This window comes from uncultured Campylobacter sp. (assembly GCF_937997535.1).
Lineage (GTDB): Bacteria > Campylobacterota > Campylobacteria > Campylobacterales > Campylobacteraceae > Campylobacter_B.
This window is the reverse complement of record NZ_CALKTT010000099.1, coordinates 1-21,116: the sequence shown is the minus strand read 5'-3', so window position 1 is coordinate 21,116 and position 21,116 is coordinate 1. Positions and strand designations below refer to the sequence as shown.

Annotated in this window: 15 protein-coding genes; 13 read left to right on the top strand and 2 right to left on the bottom strand. The window is 47.5% G+C overall.

The window, feature by feature from the left end; all coding sequences use genetic code 11:
• Nucleotides 1-129: 129 nt before the first annotated feature.
• The 3 genes from Q0117_RS09845 to Q0117_RS09835 all read left to right on the top strand — a co-directional run bounded on the left by Q0117_RS09845 (nt 130) and on the right by Q0117_RS09835 (nt 2,122).
• Nucleotides 130-573 (top strand): GatB/YqeY domain-containing protein, encoded by a 444-nt coding sequence (locus Q0117_RS09845; RefSeq protein WP_297925966.1) that lies wholly within the window; start codon nt 130-132, stop codon nt 571-573.
• 231 nt (nt 574-804) lie between these two features.
• Nucleotides 805-1,434 (top strand): hypothetical protein, encoded by a 630-nt coding sequence (locus tag Q0117_RS09840; protein WP_297925953.1) that lies wholly within the window; start codon nt 805-807, stop codon nt 1,432-1,434.
• A gap of 52 nt (nt 1,435-1,486) precedes the next feature.
• Nucleotides 1,487-2,122, top strand: a complete 636-nt coding sequence (locus tag Q0117_RS09835; RefSeq protein WP_297925942.1) for a hypothetical protein — start codon at nt 1,487-1,489, stop codon at nt 2,120-2,122.
• A gap of 361 nt (nt 2,123-2,483) precedes the next feature.
• Here Q0117_RS09835 and Q0117_RS09830 read toward each other — a convergent pair whose 3' ends face one another.
• Nucleotides 2,484-4,730, bottom strand: a complete 2,247-nt coding sequence (locus Q0117_RS09830) for a hypothetical protein (RefSeq protein ID WP_297925930.1) — start codon at nt 4,728-4,730, stop codon at nt 2,484-2,486.
• A 205-nt stretch (nt 4,731-4,935) separates the two neighbouring features.
• On the opposite strand from Q0117_RS09830, the gene groES reads away from it, so the two are divergent.
• From groES to Q0117_RS09780, 10 genes are all read left to right on the top strand, one after another.
• A complete protein-coding gene (gene groES, locus Q0117_RS09825; RefSeq protein ID WP_295151472.1) occupies nt 4,936-5,199 on the top strand; it encodes a co-chaperone GroES in 264 nt (87 codons plus the stop codon).
• Nucleotides 5,200-5,211: 12 nt separating this feature from the next.
• A complete protein-coding gene (gene groL / locus Q0117_RS09820; protein WP_297925910.1) occupies nt 5,212-6,849 on the top strand; it encodes a chaperonin GroEL in 1,638 nt (545 codons plus the stop codon).
• Nucleotides 6,850-7,440: 591 nt separating this feature from the next.
• Nucleotides 7,441-8,505 (top strand): hypothetical protein, encoded by a 1,065-nt coding sequence (locus Q0117_RS09815; protein ID WP_297925902.1) that lies wholly within the window; start codon nt 7,441-7,443, stop codon nt 8,503-8,505.
• A gap of 617 nt (nt 8,506-9,122) precedes the next feature.
• On the top strand, nt 9,123-10,190 hold the full coding sequence (ispG, locus tag Q0117_RS09810) for a flavodoxin-dependent (E)-4-hydroxy-3-methylbut-2-enyl-diphosphate synthase (RefSeq protein WP_297925889.1): 1,068 nt from the start codon (nt 9,123-9,125) through the stop codon (nt 10,188-10,190).
• A gap of 951 nt (nt 10,191-11,141) precedes the next feature.
• Nucleotides 11,142-13,205 carry a replicative DNA helicase gene (locus Q0117_RS09805; protein WP_297925874.1) on the top strand — a complete coding sequence of 688 codons (2,064 nt, stop codon included), beginning with the start codon at nt 11,142-11,144 and terminating at the stop codon, nt 13,203-13,205.
• Nucleotides 13,159-15,345 (top strand): hypothetical protein, encoded by a 2,187-nt coding sequence (locus Q0117_RS09800; protein ID WP_297925867.1) that lies wholly within the window; start codon nt 13,159-13,161, stop codon nt 15,343-15,345. The genes Q0117_RS09805 and Q0117_RS09800 overlap by 47 nt, the downstream gene beginning before the upstream one ends.
• A gap of 429 nt (nt 15,346-15,774) precedes the next feature.
• On the top strand, nt 15,775-16,314 hold the full coding sequence (locus Q0117_RS09795; RefSeq protein ID WP_297925853.1) for a hypothetical protein: 540 nt from the start codon (nt 15,775-15,777) through the stop codon (nt 16,312-16,314).
• The gene (locus tag Q0117_RS09790) at nt 16,311-16,847 is read left to right on the top strand and encodes a hypothetical protein (RefSeq protein ID WP_297925841.1); all 537 of its coding nucleotides are present in this window, start codon (nt 16,311-16,313) and stop codon (nt 16,845-16,847) included. The genes Q0117_RS09795 and Q0117_RS09790 overlap by 4 nt, the downstream gene beginning before the upstream one ends.
• Nucleotides 16,848-17,307: 460 nt before the next feature.
• Nucleotides 17,308-19,389 (top strand): RNA degradosome polyphosphate kinase, encoded by a 2,082-nt coding sequence (locus Q0117_RS09785; protein WP_297925834.1) that lies wholly within the window; start codon nt 17,308-17,310, stop codon nt 19,387-19,389.
• A gap of 134 nt (nt 19,390-19,523) precedes the next feature.
• Nucleotides 19,524-20,549 (top strand): SEL1-like repeat protein, encoded by a 1,026-nt coding sequence (locus tag Q0117_RS09780; RefSeq protein WP_297925827.1) that lies wholly within the window; start codon nt 19,524-19,526, stop codon nt 20,547-20,549.
• Nucleotides 20,550-20,775: 226 nt separating this feature from the next.
• Here the strand turns inward: Q0117_RS09780 and Q0117_RS09775 are convergent.
• Nucleotides 20,776-21,116 (bottom strand): LysR family transcriptional regulator (locus Q0117_RS09775; protein ID WP_297925820.1); only part of this gene is annotated, 341 nt, incomplete at its 5' end.

Below are 21,116 nucleotides of genomic sequence, written 5' to 3'. Positions count from 1 at the left end.
AGCTTTAAGCTTAGCCGCAAATCGCGCTAAATCTTTAAAATTTTAAAATTTTATCCTCTTAAATTTACCCGAGCCAAATTTTAAATTTGCTAAAATTACCGCCGAAATTTCAATCTCAAGGAGTGGAAAATGGGTGTGCGAGAGCAAATTTTAGAAGACATTAAAACGGCGATGAAGAGCGGCGATCACTTCCGCAGAGACAGCCTGCGGATGCTTAACGCCGCGCTTAAGCAGGTCGAGGTGGACGAGCGCATCAGCCTTAGCGACGAGCGCGTCTTTAGCATACTTCAAAGCGAGATCAAGCGCCGAAACGACTCTGTGGAGCAGTATCGCGCGGGCGGTCGCGACGATCTGGTGCAAAAAGAGCAGGGCGAGATCGAGATCATCGCGTCCTATCTGCCCGCGCAGCTAAGCGATGTCGAGCTTGCCGCTGCGGTTGGCTCGCTAATCGCGCAGCTCGGTGCGAGCGGTGCAAAGGATATGGGGCGCGTGATGAAAGCCGCCAAAGAAGCGCTTGGCTCAAGAGTGGACGGCAAGCGCCTAAGCGAGGCGGTCAAAGAGGCACTGAAGTAGAGCCGGGAATTTAAAAGCCGTGGCTTTGCTTCTCGGCGGAGTTTTGCGGAACGCAGAATTCCGTATCGAAATTCCGCACCCAAAATTCTGCGTCGGGATTTTATAGCGCGGAATTTTGCACTGAAATTCCGAGCGTGAAATTTAAGGCGTAAAATTTCGCTGCTGAAATTTTTTGAGATAGAGCTTTGGCTGCGGAATTCATACGCTAATTTAAAATTTTAAAGGATCATCATGAAAAAATTTATCGCGGTTTTACTAGCTGTCCTGCTTGTGGGATGCCAGTGCAAACAAAACGTAGTGCCCGGAGCGAATGAAACGCCCGAAAAGATTACGGCATTTTTCATAAACGATGGCAAGGAATACATCGTAGGCGAGAAACTCAGCTATGTCCTAACGAACGGCTCGTCGCTTAAGAATATCTCGGAATTTTACGATGGCGGGTACGCCAAGGGGCTTAAGCGCGAGTTTGTGCAAATCGAAGTAACCGATGCTAAAAACGGCGAGGCGCGCGGTAGCTTCAGTGCTTTTTTAAACTCTGCCGCAGGAGCAGATGTCGCCAAAATCAAAGCTCTAGCGAACCGCATCGAAATCGATGAGGAAAAAGGCGAGATCGAGGTTATTTTTAACTTTGATGCGCGAGTAGTGCAGATCAAAAATCTTAGCGAAATAATGAAGCCAAGCGATAGGCTGCGCTCTCCGATCCCGGCAAACATCGAGGTTAAACCTGAACGCTGCGAGGGCAACGCCCTGTTGGATACGCTAGGCATCATCGTGGCTATACCAGTGGTAATCGTGGGCGTAGTGCTATTTCTGCCCGTCGGGGCGATGGAGGCACTGGCGATGCAGCATAGCTCGCGATAATAAAAACCGTGAAATTGCGTATCTTGCAGCGAAACTTACAATGTAATGATCGATGAAGCTCGGCGAAATTTGGTATAACTTAGATCGCAAGTTCGATCTATTTATGATCGCATTTTATTTGGCGGCGATGTGGTACGGATTTCTTTTTAGCTTGAATCCTAAAAGCTTAGATGATCTGAAAATCGCGAATGGAATAATCATGGATGTCGGAAGTGATGATGGGCGCGAATATATGCAGATTTTTACGGATGAGCGCAAATTTATCAAAGTCTTTTTAAATGGCGATACGGATAACCTAACCTCCTTTTATAAAAATAAAATTTTGCTCAATGCAGCAATTGCTGAAGCTAATTTTAAGCGCTCAGGAGCGGACGAGTGGCAAGGTATAAATATCAAGCCTTCTATCTCGCTAATCGCATACGAATGGCTGGAAGGCAAGCGAGTTAAAGCTTGGTATCAAAGCCGTCCGTTTCCGTTTCGGGGTCGCGGTACGGCATATCAGGTCTTATTTTTGGATTATAATGCGAGCGTCGATTCGCCGCAGCGCGAGTATCTGATGAAATTCAGATATGATAAATACGCTACGACGGATGATAAATTTACGGCTACGATATTTGGAGCTTTGACGCTCATTTTTCTTGCGATAATGGCGGGCAAATTTTATCAAGCATGGCGCCAACTGCAATAAACGTTGCGCCGCGAAATTTTAAGTAGCATCGGATAGGCTGAAAACACGGCGCTCAGTATTGATACGAAGCACTTTAAAAGACGCTAGGTTCGGGGCATAAAATTTTATCGCGGGTAGCGGCGGCGAGTAGGATAAGCTTACGGCGATAAATTTAAATCGTCATCAAAAACAGACCGAAACGAGATTTAAAATTTTGATAAATAGCGTGCGCCGAGTTTTGAAATTTTGCGGCTCTAGCTGCGCCAGCTAGCGCTAAATTTTAAAATTTAAACTGCTCGAGGTTTTAAAATTTTAAAATTTTAAATTTCGCGCTCGTTTAGCAGCATCCATAAATTCCAAACGTCAAATGGGGGCGGATGGGCTAAAATAGCCCATTTATCAGCCCTTTAATCGCGTCAGATTTTTCCTTTTTCGCGTCGTTTTTGCTGCTGTTATCGTCCTTTTTTACGCCGAAAAGTTTGTCGATACCCTTGCCGATCTGCTTGTCGAGCTTGCCCTTTAGATAATCCGATTGGATATTGTATTTCGGCTCTTTGATCGTGCCGGTGATGTTTATTTCAAGATCGGTTTTTTCGATGTTTGCCTTAACGGGCACCGAAATCGCGCCTGTTTTGCTGTCCAGCGTGCCGCCCGTGACGTTTAGCTTGCTTTTTTGCGCGCTCATATCGGCGTTGAAATTGATTAAATTCTGCTTGATCGTGCCGTTTACTTTGGCGTCGTTATAGACCTCGCCGCCTAGATCGCGGCCTAAAATTTTACCGATTTTATCGATCAATCCGCCGCTAGGAAGGCGGCCGTTATTGATGATCGCGTCGAATTTGCCGCTGTGCGAGTTTGTATTATACGTAAGATTTGCGTTACCAGTGCCGTCGTAAACGTGATCGATATTTAGAAGCGTCGTAAGCTCTTTGACGATGAAATTTTGGATTTTAAAGTTCGCTTCATCGCCCGCGATCTGTCCGTTCAGCTCACCGCCCGCGACCTTAGAATTTATGGTCGCAAACAGGCTCTTGCCGTCATGCGAAAGCTCGCCCGTCGCAGCAATTTTGCCGTTTAGTCTGCGATTTAAGAAAAACTCCAGTCGCTGCAGGCTCGGGATCAGCAGCGCGTAATTTGCTTTAAGCGCTTTGTTTTTAAACTCGTAGGTGCCGTTTAAGCTCTGAAGCTGCGCCAGATCGGAGTTTGCGCTTACGCTAAAGGTCGCGACTGAGTTTTTGATATTTGTCTGCGCCTGCGCGTCCGCTTTTAGATCATTCGGGAAGTTCTTGCCCGTCGCGCCGTCTAAAAATTTCTTAAAAATCACGCCGTTAGCGAGCGAAATTTGCGCCGTGCCGTTGATACCGTCCTTTAAGCTTAACTTCGCATCGCCGTTTATCGTGCCGTTTCCGATCGCGCTGCCGTAAAACAGAGCCGAAAGCACGGCCAGATTTAGATTGCTCGCCTTAAGCTTTAGATCGCTTAAATTTCCGCTCGCATTCAGGTTGCCGCCCATCGCGTTTAGATTTAAGCTTAGATTTTTAAGCTCATTTTGCGCTAGAGCCGCGCTAAGCTCGCCGTTTGCTTTGCCTTGCAGCTTCACTCCCAGGACGTTTTGCAGCGCGGCTAGATCGTTTGCGTTTAGCTTTGCGCTAAGCTCGCCGTTTTTGTTTTTCAGGTCAAATTTAGCCTCCGCATCCGCTTTAAGCGCGTCTTTAAATGCTGAAATTTGCGAGTTTGAAAGCTCAAGCGTAGAAAAATCGGTCTTTAAATTTCCGTTTGCTTTAACGTCGCCTGAAATTTTGCGCCCGATAAGGCTTTCGAGCTTTGCTAAATCGGGCAAGCTTAGATTAAAATCGGAGTTTAAAGTTTTGTTTTTCAGATCAAATTCCGACTTTTCGGCGCTGATTTTGCCTAGAGTCGAATCGATCTTGCTTGCTGCTCGCAGGACGTCATTTTGCGCCGTGATGTCCGAGTTTAGCGTGATCTGCACGCCCTTTGGGATGGAAATATTCATATCTTTAAACGCAGATTCGTTTAGGATCAAATTTGAGCTCTTGATGCTTGCGTTGCCCTCTGCGCCGCCGCCTCCAGCTTTGATGTCCGAGAGCACGTCGATATTTCCTTTTGCGTAGATCGGCAGAGAGGCCACGGCAAGGGCTTTTTCGACGTTTAGGCCCTTAGCGTCGATTTGTAGATCAAGCGGACTAAGGTCTTTTAAATTTGCTAAAAATTTTACGTTACTATCAAAAATCCGCCCGCTGCCGTTGATACCGAATTTGTCAAGATCGCCTAAAATTTGCCCCTTAAGGCTTAGCCCTTCGCTCGTTTTTATGCCGAGCTTGGCTAGATCGTGCGCGTTTGCGTCGTAGTTAAGATCGAAAGAGCGCGCAAAAAGCGAGTATTTACCCTTTACGTTTACGTTTGCAGCGTCATTTACGTTGGCGCTGATGTCCAGATCGCCGAAATTTAGATCGAATTTCTCAAGCTTCACGTCAAGGCCGCTTTTTTCTTTGATCAAATTTTCTACGTAAGGCTTAGTAAGATTGTTGCCAAAATCGCTGAAAAATAGGCAGCCGGTGCCTACGATAAGCAGGATTAAAATTCCTGTGATTATGCCGAAAATTTTCATTTCGTCCCCTTAAAATTTAAAATTTGAGGGTATTATAGCCCTTAAAATTTAACGTTTGAAATCTTAATACTTGAGTTAAAATCACTAAAGTTTTATAAAAATTTTTCATAAACTATTGACAAGATTTTAAATTTTGCATATAATCTTAGCACTCAAACACATTGAGTGCCAATTTTAGAAATCACAAATCAAAGAAAGGACTGAAATGAAATTTCAACCACTTGGCAAGCGCGTTCTAATAGAGCGCGAGGAGGAAACCAAAAAGACCGCTTCGGGCATCATCATCCCCGACAATGCTTCAAAGGAGAAGCCTTCGACCGGCAAAATCGTAGCCGTCGGCAGCGAATGTGAAGGCGTCAAAAATGGCGATACCGTAGCGTTTGCAAAATACGCAGGCAGCGAGATTAGCTTAGATGATAAGAAATTTCTTATCTTAAATTTAGAAGATGTTTTAGGCATAATTAAATAAAAAGGATTGAAAATGGCAAAAGAGATTATTTTTTCAGACGACGCAAGAAACAAGCTTTACGCGGGCGTTAGAAAGCTAAACGACGCAGTTAAAGTTACGATGGGACCTCGCGGTCGCAATGTCTTAATCCAAAAAAGCTTCGGCGCTCCGGCGATCACAAAAGACGGCGTAACCGTCGCTAAAGAGATTGAGCTAAAAGATACGCTAGAGAATATGGGCGCTTCCTTGGTGCGCGAAGTAGCGAGCAAAACTAACGATCAAGCAGGCGACGGCACTACGACTGCGACCGTACTAGCTCACGCGATCTTTAAAGAGGGTCTACGCAACGTAACTGCGGGCGCAAATCCGATCGAAGTTAAGCGCGGTATGGATAAATTTAGCGCTGCGGTTATTGAGGAGCTAAAAAAATCATCCAAAAAAGTAAGTGGCAAAAAAGAGATCGCTCAGGTCGCTACGATCTCTGCCAATAACGACAGCGCGGTGGGCGATCTGATCGCAGACGCTATGGAAAGAGTCGGCAAGGACGGCGTCATCACCGTTGAAGAGGCGAAATCTATCAACGATGAGTTAAACGTAGTCGAGGGAATGCAGTTTGACCGCGGCTATCTAAGCCCATATTTCATTACAAATGCCGAGAAGATGCTAGTCGAGCTAGCTTCTCCACTAGTGCTTCTATTTGACAAAAAAATTACAAATTTAAAAGATCTACTTCCGGTTTTGGAGCAGGTTCAAAAAAGCGGCAAACCGCTTCTAATCATCGCCGAGGATATCGAGGGCGAGGCACTTGCGACTTTAGTCGTAAATAAACTTCGCGGCGTGCTAAATATATCCGCGGTCAAAGCCCCTGGATTTGGCGATCGCAGAAAGGCGATGCTTGAAGATATCGCGATTTTAACGGGCGGCACCGTCATCAGCGAGGAGCTTGGAAGAACGCTGGAAAGCGCTTCTATGGCCGATCTCGGACAAGCCGAGCGCATCGTGATCGACAAAGACAACACCACTATCGTAGGCGGCGCGGGCAAGAAAAAAGATATTGACGCGCGCGTTTCGCAGATCAAAGCTCAAATCGCCGAAACTACGAGCGATTACGACAAAGAGAAGCTTCAAGAGCGCATGGCTAAGCTTAGCGGCGGCGTTGCGGTCATCAAGGTGGGCGCTGCGACCGAAACCGAGATGAAAGAGAAAAAAGATCGCGTGGACGACGCTCTAAATGCAACCAAAGCGGCCGTAGACGAGGGTATCGTAATCGGTGGCGGCGCTGCTCTAATCAGAGCTGGACTTAGCGTAAAACTAGCTCTAAGCGGCGACGAGCTTATCGGCGCAGACATCGTTAAGCGCGCGCTTTTCGCTCCGCTTCGCCAGATCGCCGAGAATGCGGGATTTGACGCGGGCGTCGTAGCAAACGCCGTCGAGCAGAACAAAGACAAAAAATTCGGCTTCAACGCCGCAAATGGCGAGTACGTCAATATGTTTGACGCAGGTATCATCGATCCGGTCAAAGTCGAGCGTATCGCGCTTCAAAATGCGGTCTCCGTCGCAAGCCTGCTTCTAACGACCGAAGCGACCGTAAGCGAGATCAAAGAGGAGAAACCTGCAATGCCTCCAATACCTGATATGGGCGGAATGGGTGGCATGGGTGGAATGATGTAGTCCCATAGGAGCGTCATTCGGCGCTCCTATGCCATTGCAACGGCGTGGTGAGATTTTACGGTGCCCCCGCAATGCCTTTGCGGCGATGCTTTTGCTATGCGCCGTAAAATGAGATGTGCCGCGTTTTGGATATGTCTAAGGCGCGGCGATTTATTATGAATTAGCGATTAAGCGGTGTGATTTTTAGTCACTGCATGATCTTATAAATTTCGTATCTCACCGCAAATTTACAGTTTTGCCGCATTATCCTTTAAATTTAAAAACTTTATTTAAGCTTGCTTTTTACCTTAAATTCTGACTTGCCGCTCAAAATTTAAGCGCAGAATTCTAAAACTTTAAAATTTTCAGCTATCCCACCTAAACACTTACAAGATAAAATTTTTTCGTGGCATCATATTTTTGTTGTGATAAAATTTTATTGCCAAACAGAATCCTAGCTACGGAATTTTTAAAGTTTAGCCTTTATCAATGTTTTGTTTAGCGATACGGCTTGGAATTAGAGCTGAAATTCCATAGCCTTACTTATTAAATTTAACGCGGCTTAATCTAAGCTTTGCTAAATTTCGCCTAAAATCCATGGAAAGGAAAACGATGAAAAATTTAGCTCGTATCTTTTTAATCGCGTTCATTTTGACGAGCTTTTCTGGCGCTTTTGCCGCGCAGCAAAGCCACAAATCTACCGCCGCGCAGCAAAACCATAAATATAAAATTTCATCTCAAAATCTGCGAGCCAAAGATCATCCGAGTAAAAATACCTCGGCAAAATTCTCTGCCGAGCCACATGCTAAAAAATCTGCAAATGCTAAAAGCCTTTCAAATTCCAAGTTCACAAAAAATATGCGTGCATCTGGGAATTCAGCTAAAAATTCCACGCAAAAAAGTACGAAAAATTTTACTAAAAATCCCGGGCAAAATTCCGCATCGCATTCTGCGAGAAATAAAGCACCTAGGCGCCCGGCTAGTCAATCAGGCAGTCAGAATGGAGCTAGCAAGAGCCTAGTCGCGACGCTGATGCGTTTGCCAAAGACCCGTATTGATGAGGATGAGGTGCCAAACGCCCGCGATACGGAGCAAACTTACAGAGGTGCAGATATGCGGAGAAATGCAAGCGCGCAAACTCACGGAGGCGCAGATGAGCAGACCGGCAGAACCGTAGACGCACAAGCTCGAAAATTAACGACGACTCGAATTGCACAACCGCAAGCTCGCTATGGCTATAGTGCAACTCGTTCTGGCGCTATGGGGCATACAGCTGCAGCTCATTCGAGCGCCACGAAGTATACGGCTCGTCAAAATGCTCGCGCGCCCTATCTTCCCACATCTGCTCGCTTTAACCGTGCGATAGGGCGCTCTGGCGGTAGCGCGCTTGGTAGGATGCCGTCGCCAGAGCGAAGTAATGCGCTAGGGCAAGGTGCTGCGATGCGTTATGATGAGCGTTGGGCGAAGCCCGCTCCACAGCCGTATGAGCCTGCGCCTGAGACCGAGAAAAAGCGCGGGCTGATATTTTCGTCGCAGTGGGGTCCTGCCGCGCCGAAAAGTAAGTGGCAGCAGCACGAAGCCCCGACGGATGACGCTTCGTCGCGCAATGAGTCGGTGATGGATATGCTGCAGGACAAGATGAGCAGGGTCAAGGTGAATATGGAGCTGGTGCGCTAGCCTAGGCGGCGCGCCAGCGCAATTTATATGCGTAGGCGGTTTAAATTTTGCTGCCTCTATAAGATCGCGATACTGGCGCGGTGTGCAAACACGAACGGCTGACGTTTTTTCGGCTTTGCCGCCGTGCGAAACAATGCCCTAATGCTGCAATTAAAGATAGAATTTTTATATTTCATCCACTTGCTTTGAAATTTCACGACTGCATGCCGCGCTGCTAGGATAAACCATACTGCACTCGTTTTGCGCGAGTGAGCGCTGCGACGATACTGTGGGTAAAATTTCGCCAAAATTTAAAAAGCTTAATTTTGTAATTTTACGTCGCAGGACTTCGCTTGCCTGCCAAGTTTGCGGAATTTTGCTTAGCTGCGTGGTTTATTAAATTTCGCTTGCCATCAAATTTTGTAGAGTTTCATTTGTTGTCGGAATTTTTAGAATTTTATTAGATGGCGGAATTTTATAGAACTCTATTTGCTAAAATTTCACGGCGAAATAAAATTTTCCGCAAGTGCGAAAGCAAAATTTAGCGAGTGAAATTATACGGCGGGTGGCGAGTGCGAATTATTAAATTTTAACCCCGTTTTGAATAAAATAGCGCAAAAAATTCTAAAGGCTTAAATTTGAAAAATCGCTATCCGACCCGCCAAATCTCCGTCGGCTCCGTCAAAATCGGCGGCGGCGCGCCCATCTCCGTGCAGTCGATGAGCTTTTCTAAAACCAAAGATGTGGAGGGCACGCTAGAGCAGATAAACCGCCTGTATTTCGCGGGCTGCGACATCGTGCGCTGCGCCGTGCTTGATAAGCAGGACGCTGACGCGCTCGCGCGGATAAAAAAAAGCTCGCCGCTTCCTATCGTAGCGGACATTCATTTTAATTTTCGCTTGGCGCTGCAGGTCGCGGAGTTTGTCGATGCTATCCGCATCAATCCGGGCAATATCGGCGGCAAGGAGCGTATCAAAGAGGTCGTGCGCGCGTGCAAAGCTCGCAGCCTGCCTATCCGCATCGGCGTAAATTTGGGCTCACTCGAGGAGCAGTTTGAGCAAAAATACGGCCGCAGCGTGGAGGCGATGGTGCAAAGCGCGCTGTATAACGCCGCGCTGCTTGAGGATGAGGACTTTAGCGACATTGCGATCTCGCTTAAGACTTCGGATGCGCCGAGCACGGTGGCCGCATATCGCGCGCTACGCCCGCTATGCGAGTATCCTTTTCATCTGGGCGTGACCGAGGCGGGGACGAAATTTCATGCAAGCATCAAGAGCGCAATCGCGCTGGGAGCACTTCTGATGGAGGGGATCGGCGATACGATGCGCGTGAGCATCACGGGCGAGCTTGAGGAGGAGATCCGCGTCGCGCGCGCGATCCTGCAGGATGCGGGCGTGCAAAAAAGCGGCGTCAATATCATCTCGTGCCCTACTTGCGGGCGTTTGCAAAGCGATCTGCTAAGCGCGATCAAAATCGTCGAAGAAAAAACCGCGCACATCAAAACGCCGCTAAATATCAGCGTCATGGGCTGCGTCGTAAATGCGATCGGCGAGGCGAAGGGCGCGGATGTGGCGATCGCGTTCGGCAACGGGCGCGGTATCGTGATGCGCCACGGCGAAGTGGTTGCCAAACTCGATGAGAGCAAGCTCGTGGAGCGGTTTTTGCAAGAGGTCGAGGACGAGGTGCGGGTTCGCGAAGGGGCGTGATAGCTGCGGAGCACCCGGTTTGCTAAAGTCTTTATTGCGCGCGGCTCAGCCGCGCGGATCGGCGTTTGGGCGCGTTGGGTTCACTGCGGTTCGTTTAGGCTCATCAACACAGCGTGTCTGAGGCGTAAAATTTTAAAATTTAATTCCGAGGCGACGCTTTTAAATTTGAGCTTTTGGGAATGCGGCTTGGAATTTTAGTTTGGAATTTCAGGTTTAAAATTTTAGCTCTAGGATTTCGTTTTGGAATTTTGGGTTTGAAATTTTAACTTTGCAATTCGCCGTGAAATTTTATTTTAAAATTTGAGCCTCGCGATTCGGTGCTAAATTTGCGGCGTGAAATTTCGATACGTAAAATTTTAAACCATAGAGCTCAGCGGCGTAAAATTTCAAGGCACGACATTGAAGTTTAGCCGCGTTAAATTTAGTGCGATTTATTGCGACAGACACACTGTTTTGCGAAACAGAGGGCGAGCGTTAAATTTAAATGCCGCGGCATTTGGCTCATTGTTTAATGCGTTTGAAAAATTTCAGATCGCGACATTTCGGTTTAAATTTAGCAAAGTTCGCTTGCCGCAGCTTGGGCGCAAAATTTAATGCCCGAGCCGGGGGCGCTAAATTTTAATATACGGGCTTAAAATTTTTAAAGAATTCTAAGCCCTAGTGAAATTTCAAGCTCTATGAAATTTCAAAATTTTAAATCCGCCGCGGCTGCCTTTAGGCGCAGCTTTAAATAGCCGCGGTGTGTGCGGCATAAGAGCGCAGCGGCTTAAAATCGCGTGGCTTTTGGAAGCGCGAAATTTTCAAAGCTGCGATAGTTCTAAGGTCTCGCGACGAGCGTTCAAAGCCGCATCGGTTTTCAAAAGCGCTGGACCGGGGGCTGCGGATTAAAATTTACGATTTTATAGAGCTTAAAATTTAGACGCGCAAAAGCGCGCGAAACGAGGGGAAGCGATGGTAACGAAGCAGAATGTGCCTGCAAATTTATACGATCTGGATATGGAGCGCGCGATTTTAAGCTCGCTTTTGCAAAACGAGGACGCATACGGCGAGCTGAGCGAGATAATCTCGGTCGGCGATTTTTTCTATAAGCCGCACGCCGACATCTACGAGGCGATCGTCAAGTGCTCCTCGCACAACGAGCCGATCGCGCCGAGCTTCGTTAAAAAATGGCTAGCCGAGCGCTACGACGATGGCGCATTTACCGAGGTTGTAGCCACCAGCGGCGTGGTCGATGCCCCAAAATACGCGCTCGAGCTGCGCGAAAAATCGATCAAGCGCTCGCTAATCAAGGTCGCGCACGAGATCCCTTCGATGGTAAACGAAGCCGTGCGCAGCAAAGACACCGCCGATAAAATCAGCTCTAAAATTTACGAGCTCGTCGATGAGGAGCGCCACGGCGGCATCAAAAAATCGCACGAGATCATCGCCGACGTAGTAGAGGAGCTGAAGCGCCAAAAGGCGCTCGCAGGCTCGGAGCTCGTGGGGCTAGATACGGGCTTTCGCTTCCTAAACGACTGCACGAAGGGGTTGAAACCGGGTGAGCTCATCATAATCGCCGCCCGCCCCGGTATGGGAAAGACCGCTTTTGCGCTAAATTTGATGATGAAAACTCTGCAAAGCGGCAAGGGCGTCGTATTTTTCTCGCTCGAGATGCCCTCCGTGCAGCTGATGTATCGCATACTAAGCGCGCTTAGCTCGATCCCGCTAAGCGACATAATGAGCGCCAAGCTCAGCGACGACGACTGGACGCGCTTCAACGACGCCTGCGACGCGGTGCTGAATATGCCGCTTTTCGTCTATGACAGCGGCTATGTAAACATCCACCAAGTCCGCACCCAGCTGCGCAAACTCAAATCCGCAGACGCCAATATCAAGCTTTGCGTGATCGATTACATCGGACTTATGACGAGCACGAGCAACTACTCCGAACGCCACCTGCAAATCGCCGAAATTTCGCGCGGGCTCAAGCTCTTAGCGCGCGAGCTCAACATCCCAATCATCGCGCTGTCGCAGCTAAACCGCTCGCTTGAGGCGCGCTCTAACAAACGCCCGATGCTAAGCGATCTGCGCGAAAGCGGCGCTATCGAGCAGGACGCCGACATTATACTTTTCGTCTATCGCGATGAGGTTTATAAAGAGCAGATGGAGCGCGAGCGCATTTCGCGGCTGGAGGCCGAGGGCAAGGACGCGGGCGAGCCCGTGTTTAGGCGCAACGACTATCAGGAAAAGGCCGAAATTATCGTCGGCAAAAACCGCTCGGGCGAGGCGGGCAGGACGATCGAGGTGGGCTTTCAGGGCAGATTTACCCGCTTTGTCGATACGAGCTTCGGCGGCGAGCCCAGCGAGAGTGCGATCTTTAATGAAAACGACAATCTCGACTACGTCTCGCAGCTGCAAGATCAGGGCTTTGAGGAGCCCGCTGCGGCGCGCTTCGATATGCCGAATCCCGATGCGGCTCAGAATTTGCAGCAAAATTTAACGCAGAATTTTAATGAAGCCCAAAATTTTAACGAAGCTCAAAATAGCGGCGTAAGTTTAAACGAAAGCTCTGCTGGTGCTCGAAATTCCGGGGTAAATATCGATTTTGACGAGATGCCTAGCTTCGGTCAAAGCGATGCGCAGGTCGGCGAGGAGATAGACGGCGAGTCTAAATTTAGCGCAGAGCAGGGCTTAGCAGAGGTACAGCGCGCGGCACAGGACGCACCGCAAAAGCAAGAATTTGAGGGTCAACATTTAGATGATGTAATAGCGGGCGGTATCTCGCCCGAAACAGAGGGCGTGCATAAAAATTTAGCGGACACTCTGCAAGGCGCAAAAGACACATCGCAAGGCGCAAATAACACTCAGCAAGAGGGCACTACGTATTTTGAAAGAGATGATGAGCCGCCTTTTGAAGCGCAAGAGGATGAGGCGAAATTTAAACCCGCGCCGCCTTTAAATATCGAAGAAATGGGCATTCCAAAGATCAATGAGGCAAACAGGCTCGATGACGACGACGCGCCGCTGGATCTGTGAAATAGCGCTTAGGCTAGCGCTGATCGTTAGCGTTTTTTGCTTCGCGCTTTACGCGCAGGATTTCAGTGACGCGGGCTTTTGCGCGCTGGCGGCGTTTTGGGCTTACGCGCTATTTCGGGTGCTATTTACCTTTTTTTACGAGGCAAAGCAGCGCGCCAATGCGGCGCTATTTCGCAGCGGCGGGACTTTGATTAAAATTTTTAGAGGCAGGCTCATAAGCGGGGTTTTTGCCTGCGCGGGCGCGATCCTCTTAAGCGTCACTTTGGCGCTAGGCCTAGCGGATCTGCGCGGCGCGGAGCTATTCGTGACGCTCGCGGCGCTGCCTGCAGCTCTTGCTCTGATGCGCCTAGCGGTGCTTAAGCTTAGCCTAAAAGAGATTAAAAACCCTAGAATTTTATCGCTGAAGCTTAGCATTTTGCTGCTCGCCGTGCTTGCCGTAGCGGTAAATTTCGCCATAAATTTAGCCTATTTGCAGCTTGCGGACGCTACGGATTCAGCTGAGCACTCTTTAAATTCCGCGATAAATTTTACTCCGCTTACCCGCACCGCTTCATCCGCCGAAGACTTCGTGAGGAATAACGCTTCGGCACCCGTCGGAAATTTTGCAACATATAATGCCGCTAAATCCGTTAAAAATTTCGCGGCGAATAACGCTGCCATAGTTATTAGAAATTCCGAGACCGATAATGCTGTCAAGTCCGCACCGGACGCCGTCAAAAATCCTACCGCTTCGCCCGCAAATTTTAAAGCAGGCTCCGTCAGAGCGGTGCACGCCTCGGCTGAAAATTCAAAGGCAAATACCGCAGCCGCGCCGCAGACCTTCGCTAAAAATTCTACGACTAGCCCCGCCGCAGCGAAAAATTTAGCCCAAAATCCCGCCGCACCGAGTATGGCTGCCGACAATTCCGCCAAAAATTCCGCGACAAGCCCCGCATCGGTAGCCGAAATTTTTGAAATTTTAAAATCTACCGTGCCGCAAGCGCACTTCAGATCCGCCCTGCTAAATGAAATTTACGCTTTGAAATTTTACAAAAACGCGCTGTTCGAGCTGGCGCTGTCGCAGAGCCCTAGCGCGCTAAAAATCGCTCTTTTGTTTCTGATCTGCGCGGGAGATTTCCTCTTTTACTGCGCGATCTTGCATCTTTGCGCCTTCGTGCTTTTTATGCCGCGAGCAGCAGCCGCGCCCAAAATAGGGCGCTTTAGCGGCACGATCTTTGCGCTTGCTTACGTCACGCTGTGTTTGATCTGCGCCGCGCAGACGCGCACGGCAGGCAGCGGAGCGGAGGGCGCACATCCTAAAAGCGCAGTCGAGACGAGCGTGCAGATCGTACTGCAAAGCGGCGAGCGGCTGATCTTAAGCGCGCGCGAGGCGGACGCGCTAAGAGGCGAGCTAAACGCTACGCGCTTCGCCGCGGAAGTAAACGCCGCGTCCGCGCTAAATAGCTACATCGACGCCGTTTATGACGAGGGCGCGAGGCTTAGCGCGCAGAAAATGGCGGATTTCAATTACTCGTTTTTGAGCGATTATCTGGTGCTGTGGCACGGCGTGTGGGACGATGACGCGGGTGCGTATCTGAATGAGAAATTTGCGGGCTTCGTGAGCGAGAGCTTCCCGAAAGATTTTGGCGAAAACATCGCTAAAATCGCTGCGGCGAACGTCAAAGATTATGAGAGCTCGCTAAATTTTACGCTCAAAAAATACGGCGCGAAAGTTGATCTCAACGTCACGCAGAGCTTCAGCCTAAAAAGCAAGGCGTATCGCGCGAGCGGGACGGGGCTAGGGGCGCTGGGCGGCGTGCTGGGCGCAAAGCTGATAAGCAAGAGCCTCGCTAAAACTGCGGCCAAGACGGGCGCGAAGACCCTTACCAAAGCGGGCGCCAGCGCAACAAGCGGTAGTGCGGGGCTCGTGTGCGGTCCGGGCGCGGTGGTGTGCGTGCCCGCGTTTGCCGTGGCTACGTGGTTCGGGCTGGATTTCGCGTTTGCCAAGGGCGACGAGGCGCTGAACCGAGAGGAGTTTGAAGCTGCGATCGTGCGCGATATGATGGCGGCGAAAGAGGAGCTAAAGCGCGCGCTGGCGCAGGATTTCAACGCGACGATAGATGAAATTTCGAGTGAAATTTTAAATTTAGATGGGAAGTAGGGCAGCGGATTATGGAGCTTTCGTGTGTAGCGGGCACTGGGCGGCGTGCATCAAAATGAGCAGTTCGGTAGGCAGTTCGGCAGGTACGAAACGGTAGCGAAACTGGCGGCGACAAAATAGGCGGTGCAAAACAAGTAGCGCAGCGGGTGTGCAATAAACAGCGCCTCGGGTTTTTGAATTTATAAAATTTTATCCTGCTTTGCTTACTTTGCCGCACCTGCGCGATTTAAATCGGTTACGAGTAAAATTTGGCGGCGGATTGCGGAATTTACGTGCGCGAGGCTTGTGCGACAGCGGCGAAATTTTAAAATTTGATCTAAGCGCAGGCGGGTGGGATTACGGCGCATTTATCGCGCCGCCGAGCTCCTTAAATTTAAGAGCTAACTAAAAATTTTTAAATATAATCGCCGCTTAAAATAAGGAGTGCTAATGAAAAAATTCTATCTTAAAATTTTGCTATTTGCGTTTATAACGGCATTCGCGGCGATCCCCGCTACGGCAAAATCGCATTTGACAAGCTTGATAAAGTTAGAGGATTTTAATAACGAAGAGCAAAGGATGCTTTTTAAATCCTGCGATTACGGTGACGGAAAATATGGATCGTGCAATAAACTCGTTGAAATTTTATCTAAAGAGTGCGAGGATGGTGATATGCGCTCATGTACTATACAGAGTGATTTTTTACAATCTTTGTTTAGAGAAGAGGAAGCTATGAAATATCTGATTAAGCTGTGTGATGCTAACCTTATCGAATATTGCATGGGGCTAGGTTGGGAAGATATAGAATTTAACGGCAATATACAAAGGGCAATTAGGAGTTTTGAAAAAGTATGCGATAGCAAGCTGAAGAATAGTGAGCTTTTTTGTAGAATGAATGAGGAATTAAAGAGCTGTTTAAAAGATAAAGAATGCAATCCGATAATAAAGGGCAAGGCTCTTTTAAAAAGAACTGTAGAGGAGCTGAAATGAGAAGTATTGGCGTTTTATTCTTATTGATTATGATATTGTCGTGTCCGTTATCTGCCAAATCTACGGCAGAGGAACAAAATCTTTATAACGAATGCAATAAAGGAAACGGCAAATATAGCTCATGCACTAAACTAATAGAAATTTTATCTAAAAAATGCGATAGCGGTAATATGGAAAAATGCAATGATTTGGGCTATGTTATGGGTTTAGAGCTCGGTATGCGTGAAGCGGCTTTTGTGCCCTTAGAAAAATCTTGCAAGGCAGGTATTGCAGCATCTTGTTTTAACCTCGGTATACATGATATTGCGATAAGAGGCAATGTCAAAAGAGCGGCACATAACTACGCTATAGCTTGCGAAAAATATTCAGAGCATCTAGAAAAAGAAAGAATATTTAAACTAAAATCTTGCGAGCTGAAGGTGGCTTTAGAAAACTGCTTACGAGATGAGGAGGAACACGATCCCGTAAAGTGCGCGAAAAAAGTCTTTTGGGAAATAAGCGATAAATACGACGCGAATTCAACCAAGGAGTAAAAGATGGCAAATCCAAAGAAGGGCAAAGAGCAATAATGAAAGAATTTTATCCCGTAATTTTGGCATCTTTAATAACGCAAGCCGCGGCAGAAATCAACCAAAGCGTAGCCGCTAGTAAAAGATAAAATTTACGTCGCCTGCCGATCTAAATTTAAATTTATATCATTCGTAAGGATTAAAATGAAAGCGCTATGTTTATACTCGCAATAAAACAAGCGTGCAAATAGGTACTAGGTATGAGCGAGGAGGAGGAAGAGCAAATTTTATATTTGAGGCGGTATTTAAAGCTGGGCTGCAAAGACGGCGACGCGCAAATGTGTAAGGATTTAGGAAAAACAGGGAATTAGGGCAGAATTTTAAATACTAAATTGCCCCACTTGCAAGCTCACAAAATTCGGACTTTAAAATTTAATCTTAATTGGGCTATAATCTTAGAATTAATATTCAAAAAGGAGTTTTTATGCAAACACAAAATAATTTTATAAACCGCGAGCTAAGCTGGCTACGCTTCAATACCCGCGTGCTGGAACAATGCAAAAAGGATATCCCGCTAATTGAAAAATTAAAATTTCTAGCGATTTACAGCACGAATTTAGACGAGTTCTATATGATCCGCGTGGCGGGTCTGAAGCAGCTTTTCACAGCCGGCGTTATAACCAGCGGCGATGACGAGATGACGCCTCTTGAGCAGCTGCGCGCGATCCGCTCCTATCTAAGAAACGAACAAACCGAGCTTGAGCAGCAGTATTTCGGCATCCAAAAGGAGCTTTGCAAAAACGGGCTTTTTATCAAAAGCTACGACGAGCTACAGCCCGAGCTAAAGCCTGCGGCGGACGAGTTTTTTTTCTCGCAGATAATGCCCGTCATCGTCCCGATCGCAGTCGATGCAACCCATCCGTTCCCGCATCTAAACAATCTCAGCTTCTCCCTTGCGGTCAAGCTCTGCGATGAGGGCGCGCCCGAGTCGGTGCATTTTGGGATGATTAGAATTCCGCGTGTGATCCCGCGCTTCGTGCAGGTCGCGCAAAACACCTACGTGCCGATCGGCACTATCGTAAAGCGCCACGCGGAGGAAATTTTCCCCGGCTACAAGCTTCTTAGCTCCGCAGCTTTCCGCGTCACGCGAAACGCCGACATCGTGATCGAAGAGGAGGAAGCCGATGATTTTATGATGATCTTAGAAGCGGGGCTTAAGCTGCGCCGTAAAGGGGCTTTCGTGCGGCTTCAGATCGAAAAGGATGCCGATGCCGAATTATTAGAATTTCTAAATTCCCATCTTAAAATTTTTTACAAAGATATATATGAATGCGCTGTGCCGCTTACGCTGGACGGGCTTTGGGAGATCGCTTCCAATAAGGATTTTTCCTTTCTAGCCCATCCTCAGTATCTGCCAAAGACCCTGCCCCCCTTTAACGAAAACACCTCCGTTATGAGCGCGATGGAGAAGGAAGATATCCTGCTGATCCATCCTTACGAGAGCTTCGATCCCGTCCAAAAGCTCATTAAAGAAGCCGCAAAAGATCCAAAGGTTATCTCGATCCGCATGACGCTGTATCGCGTGGAGAAAAACTCCCCGATCGTCCAGAGCCTGATCGAAGCCGCAAGCGACGGCAAGCAGGTGACGGTGATGGTAGAACTTAAGGCGAGGTTTGATGAGGAAAACAATCTGCACTGGGCGAAGGCGCTCGAAGACGCCGGCGCGCACGTCATCTACGGTATCACGGGCTTTAAAGTCCACGCCAAGGTAACTCAGATCATCAAAAAAGAGGACGGCAAGCTTAAATTTTATATCCACCTAGGCACGGGCAACTACAACGGTTCGAGCGCTAAAATTTACACCGACGTGAGCTTTTTTACTTGCGGCGATCGCTTCGATAAGGACACGACGAATTTCTTCCACATCCTCTCGGGCTACAATAAAAACCGCAAGCTAGGCAACCTCTCTATGTCGCCGATGCAGATCAAAGAGCGGCTCTTAGCGATGATAAAAAACGAGGAGAAAAAAGGCTCTGCCGGTAGGATCATCGCTAAGATGAACGCTCTTGTCGACGGCGATATGATCAAGGCGTTATATAAGGCAAGCGCTGCGGGCGTAAAGATCGATCTCATCGTGCGCGGCATCTGCTGCTTGCGCCCGGCGCTTAAGGGCGTCAGCGAAAATATCCGCGTGATCTCGATCGTCGGCAAATACCTAGAGCACGCTAGAATTTTTTACTTCGCGCACGCGCAGCCTAGCCTATACATCGCGAGTGCGGATTGGATGCCGCGAAATTTAGAGCGCAGACTGGAGCTGATGAGCCCGATTTACAACGAAAATCTGCAAAACAAGCTAAAAGAAATTTTAAAGCTTCAGCTAAGCGATAACGAGCTTGCATTCGAGCTGCAAAGCAGCGGCGAATACCAAAAGATAGAGCCTAAAAAAGGTGAAGAGAGGATCGACGATCAGGAATTTTTAGAAGCTTATTTTAGTAAAATTTATAAAAACATCCGCAAGCATGATGAAAGCGGCACGGCGCTAACTAAGCTTTTGAAAGAGAGCTAGGCGCCTAGAAATTTTGCGTCGTTTGGGCTAGCTATTCGCTAAGCCCGCGCGCAGACCGAGATCATAAAATATTAGATGCAGAATTTTGCGCCGTGAACGCGCGAGTAGATTTACAGAAATTTCAAAGGGATTAAATGAAAAGATATCTTTATCTAGCCGTTATAGCTATGTTTTGCATGGGTGGAGTCTTTGAAGACGCGGACAAGCTCTATGAGGACGGCGATTATTCTAAAGCGATAAAAATGTGGCAGCGCAGCTGTGACGGCGGAGATACGCGAAGCTGCTATAGGCTCGGGGGTTTATATAAATTCGGCATCAACACCACGCAGAGCTATCAAAAGGCAGCGGAGGTTTATAAAAAAACTTGCGATGGTGGGGATATGACCGGCTGCTATGAGCTTGCAGGACTATACTTCGAAGGCTATGGTGTTAGACAAGATTATCAAAAGGCGGCGAGCCTGCATCAAAAGGCTTGTGACGGCGGCAATATGCTTTCGTGCAATTTGCTTGCAATTTTATACGAATCCGGTATCGGCGCCCCAAGAGACAAGCACAAGGCTATGGTTTTGCGTCAAATGATTTGCGATAACGGTGATGCAGATATGTGCAATAACCTTGCATATTTATATAAAAACGGCGACAAGGTCGAGCAGGACTTGCAAAAGGCAGAGATTCTATATAAAAAAGCGGCTGTTTTGTACCAAAAGAAAGCTCAAATAAATCAAAAGAAATGCGATGAAGGCGACTTATACGAGTGTCAGCGCCTAGCGGATCTATATATAGACGGCAGGGGCGTAGAGAAGGATTTCAAAAAGGCTGCGGATTTATACCAGAAGGCTTGTGACGGCGGCATGGCGGCGTCGTGCTTGATTCTGGGAGACTTATACAAAGCAGGCAATTACCAAAAAGCGGCAAGCCTATATCAAAGCGGGCTAAATTTGCTTAAAAATACTTGCGAGAGCGGGGACGCGGACTCGTGTAATTATCTCGGAGATTTATATAAAAATGGATGGCACATTAAACAAGATAGATCCTTGGCAAAAGAATTTTACGGGAAAGCATGCGATTTAGCAGAGCAGATCGGCTGCGACGAATACAAGCAATTAAACGAAGCGGAACTCATCGAGGATAAACACGGTATCGCACCGAGCGCGCCTTAATCCGTGAAGTTTGCATGCTTGCGCGCAAACAAGGCTACGCAATCAGCGAGCTATCAAATTTTAGAATTTTAAAATTCTAAATTTTATAAATTATCTTAGGCGCAGCTTCCTAGAAATACTAATTTGCCATGATACTAGCTATATACTACGCGTAAATAAAATTCCACTCACTTATGATAAAATTTTAAAATTTCTGAAGTTAAAATTTGAAAATTTACTCACTGTCTCATCGCATGCATTTCATGAAAATACTTTTAAATTTAAAGTAAAAATTTGTAATTTTAAAAAATATATTTCTACTGTATTCAGTTGTGATATGTGTTGTTACATTAGGAAATTTTTTCTTATATTCACTTAAAATTTGAGGAAGGTTATATTGTGAATAATTTATTGAAATTCCAGCTCTTAATGTTCCTGAAATGGTTGTATTTCCTTCTTTTAAATCTTCTCTCATAAGCTCTAATAATTTTTTTGCTTCTTGACTATAATATAAAACTTTTTCTCCCTCTGATGTAAAATGTATTCCCTGTCTTGAACGAATCATAAGGGTTACTCCAAGTTCTTCTT

What these genes read in the sequence shown, in the direction of transcription:
- Q0117_RS09845 (WP_297925966.1), top strand. Translation starts at nt 130, where the DNA reads ATGGGTGTGCGAGAGCAAATTTTAGAAGACATTAAAACGGCGATGAAG.
- Q0117_RS09840 (WP_297925953.1), top strand. Translation starts at nt 805, where the DNA reads ATGAAAAAATTTATCGCGGTTTTACTAGCTGTCCTGCTTGTGGGATGC.
- Q0117_RS09835 (WP_297925942.1), top strand. Translation starts at nt 1,487, where the DNA reads ATGAAGCTCGGCGAAATTTGGTATAACTTAGATCGCAAGTTCGATCTA.
- Q0117_RS09830 (WP_297925930.1), bottom strand. Translation starts at nt 4,730, where the DNA reads ATGAAAATTTTCGGCATAATCACAGGAATTTTAATCCTGCTTATCGTA.
- groES (WP_295151472.1), top strand. Translation starts at nt 4,936, where the DNA reads ATGAAATTTCAACCACTTGGCAAGCGCGTTCTAATAGAGCGCGAGGAG.
- groL (WP_297925910.1), top strand. Translation starts at nt 5,212, where the DNA reads ATGGCAAAAGAGATTATTTTTTCAGACGACGCAAGAAACAAGCTTTAC.
- Q0117_RS09815 (WP_297925902.1), top strand. Translation starts at nt 7,441, where the DNA reads ATGAAAAATTTAGCTCGTATCTTTTTAATCGCGTTCATTTTGACGAGC.
- Q0117_RS09805 (WP_297925874.1), top strand. Translation starts at nt 11,142, where the DNA reads ATGGTAACGAAGCAGAATGTGCCTGCAAATTTATACGATCTGGATATG.
- Q0117_RS09800 (WP_297925867.1), top strand. Translation starts at nt 13,159, where the DNA reads ATGAGGCAAACAGGCTCGATGACGACGACGCGCCGCTGGATCTGTGAA.
- Q0117_RS09795 (WP_297925853.1), top strand. Translation starts at nt 15,775, where the DNA reads ATGAAAAAATTCTATCTTAAAATTTTGCTATTTGCGTTTATAACGGCA.
- Q0117_RS09790 (WP_297925841.1), top strand. Translation starts at nt 16,311, where the DNA reads ATGAGAAGTATTGGCGTTTTATTCTTATTGATTATGATATTGTCGTGT.
- Q0117_RS09785 (WP_297925834.1), top strand. Translation starts at nt 17,308, where the DNA reads ATGCAAACACAAAATAATTTTATAAACCGCGAGCTAAGCTGGCTACGC.
- Q0117_RS09780 (WP_297925827.1), top strand. Translation starts at nt 19,524, where the DNA reads ATGAAAAGATATCTTTATCTAGCCGTTATAGCTATGTTTTGCATGGGT.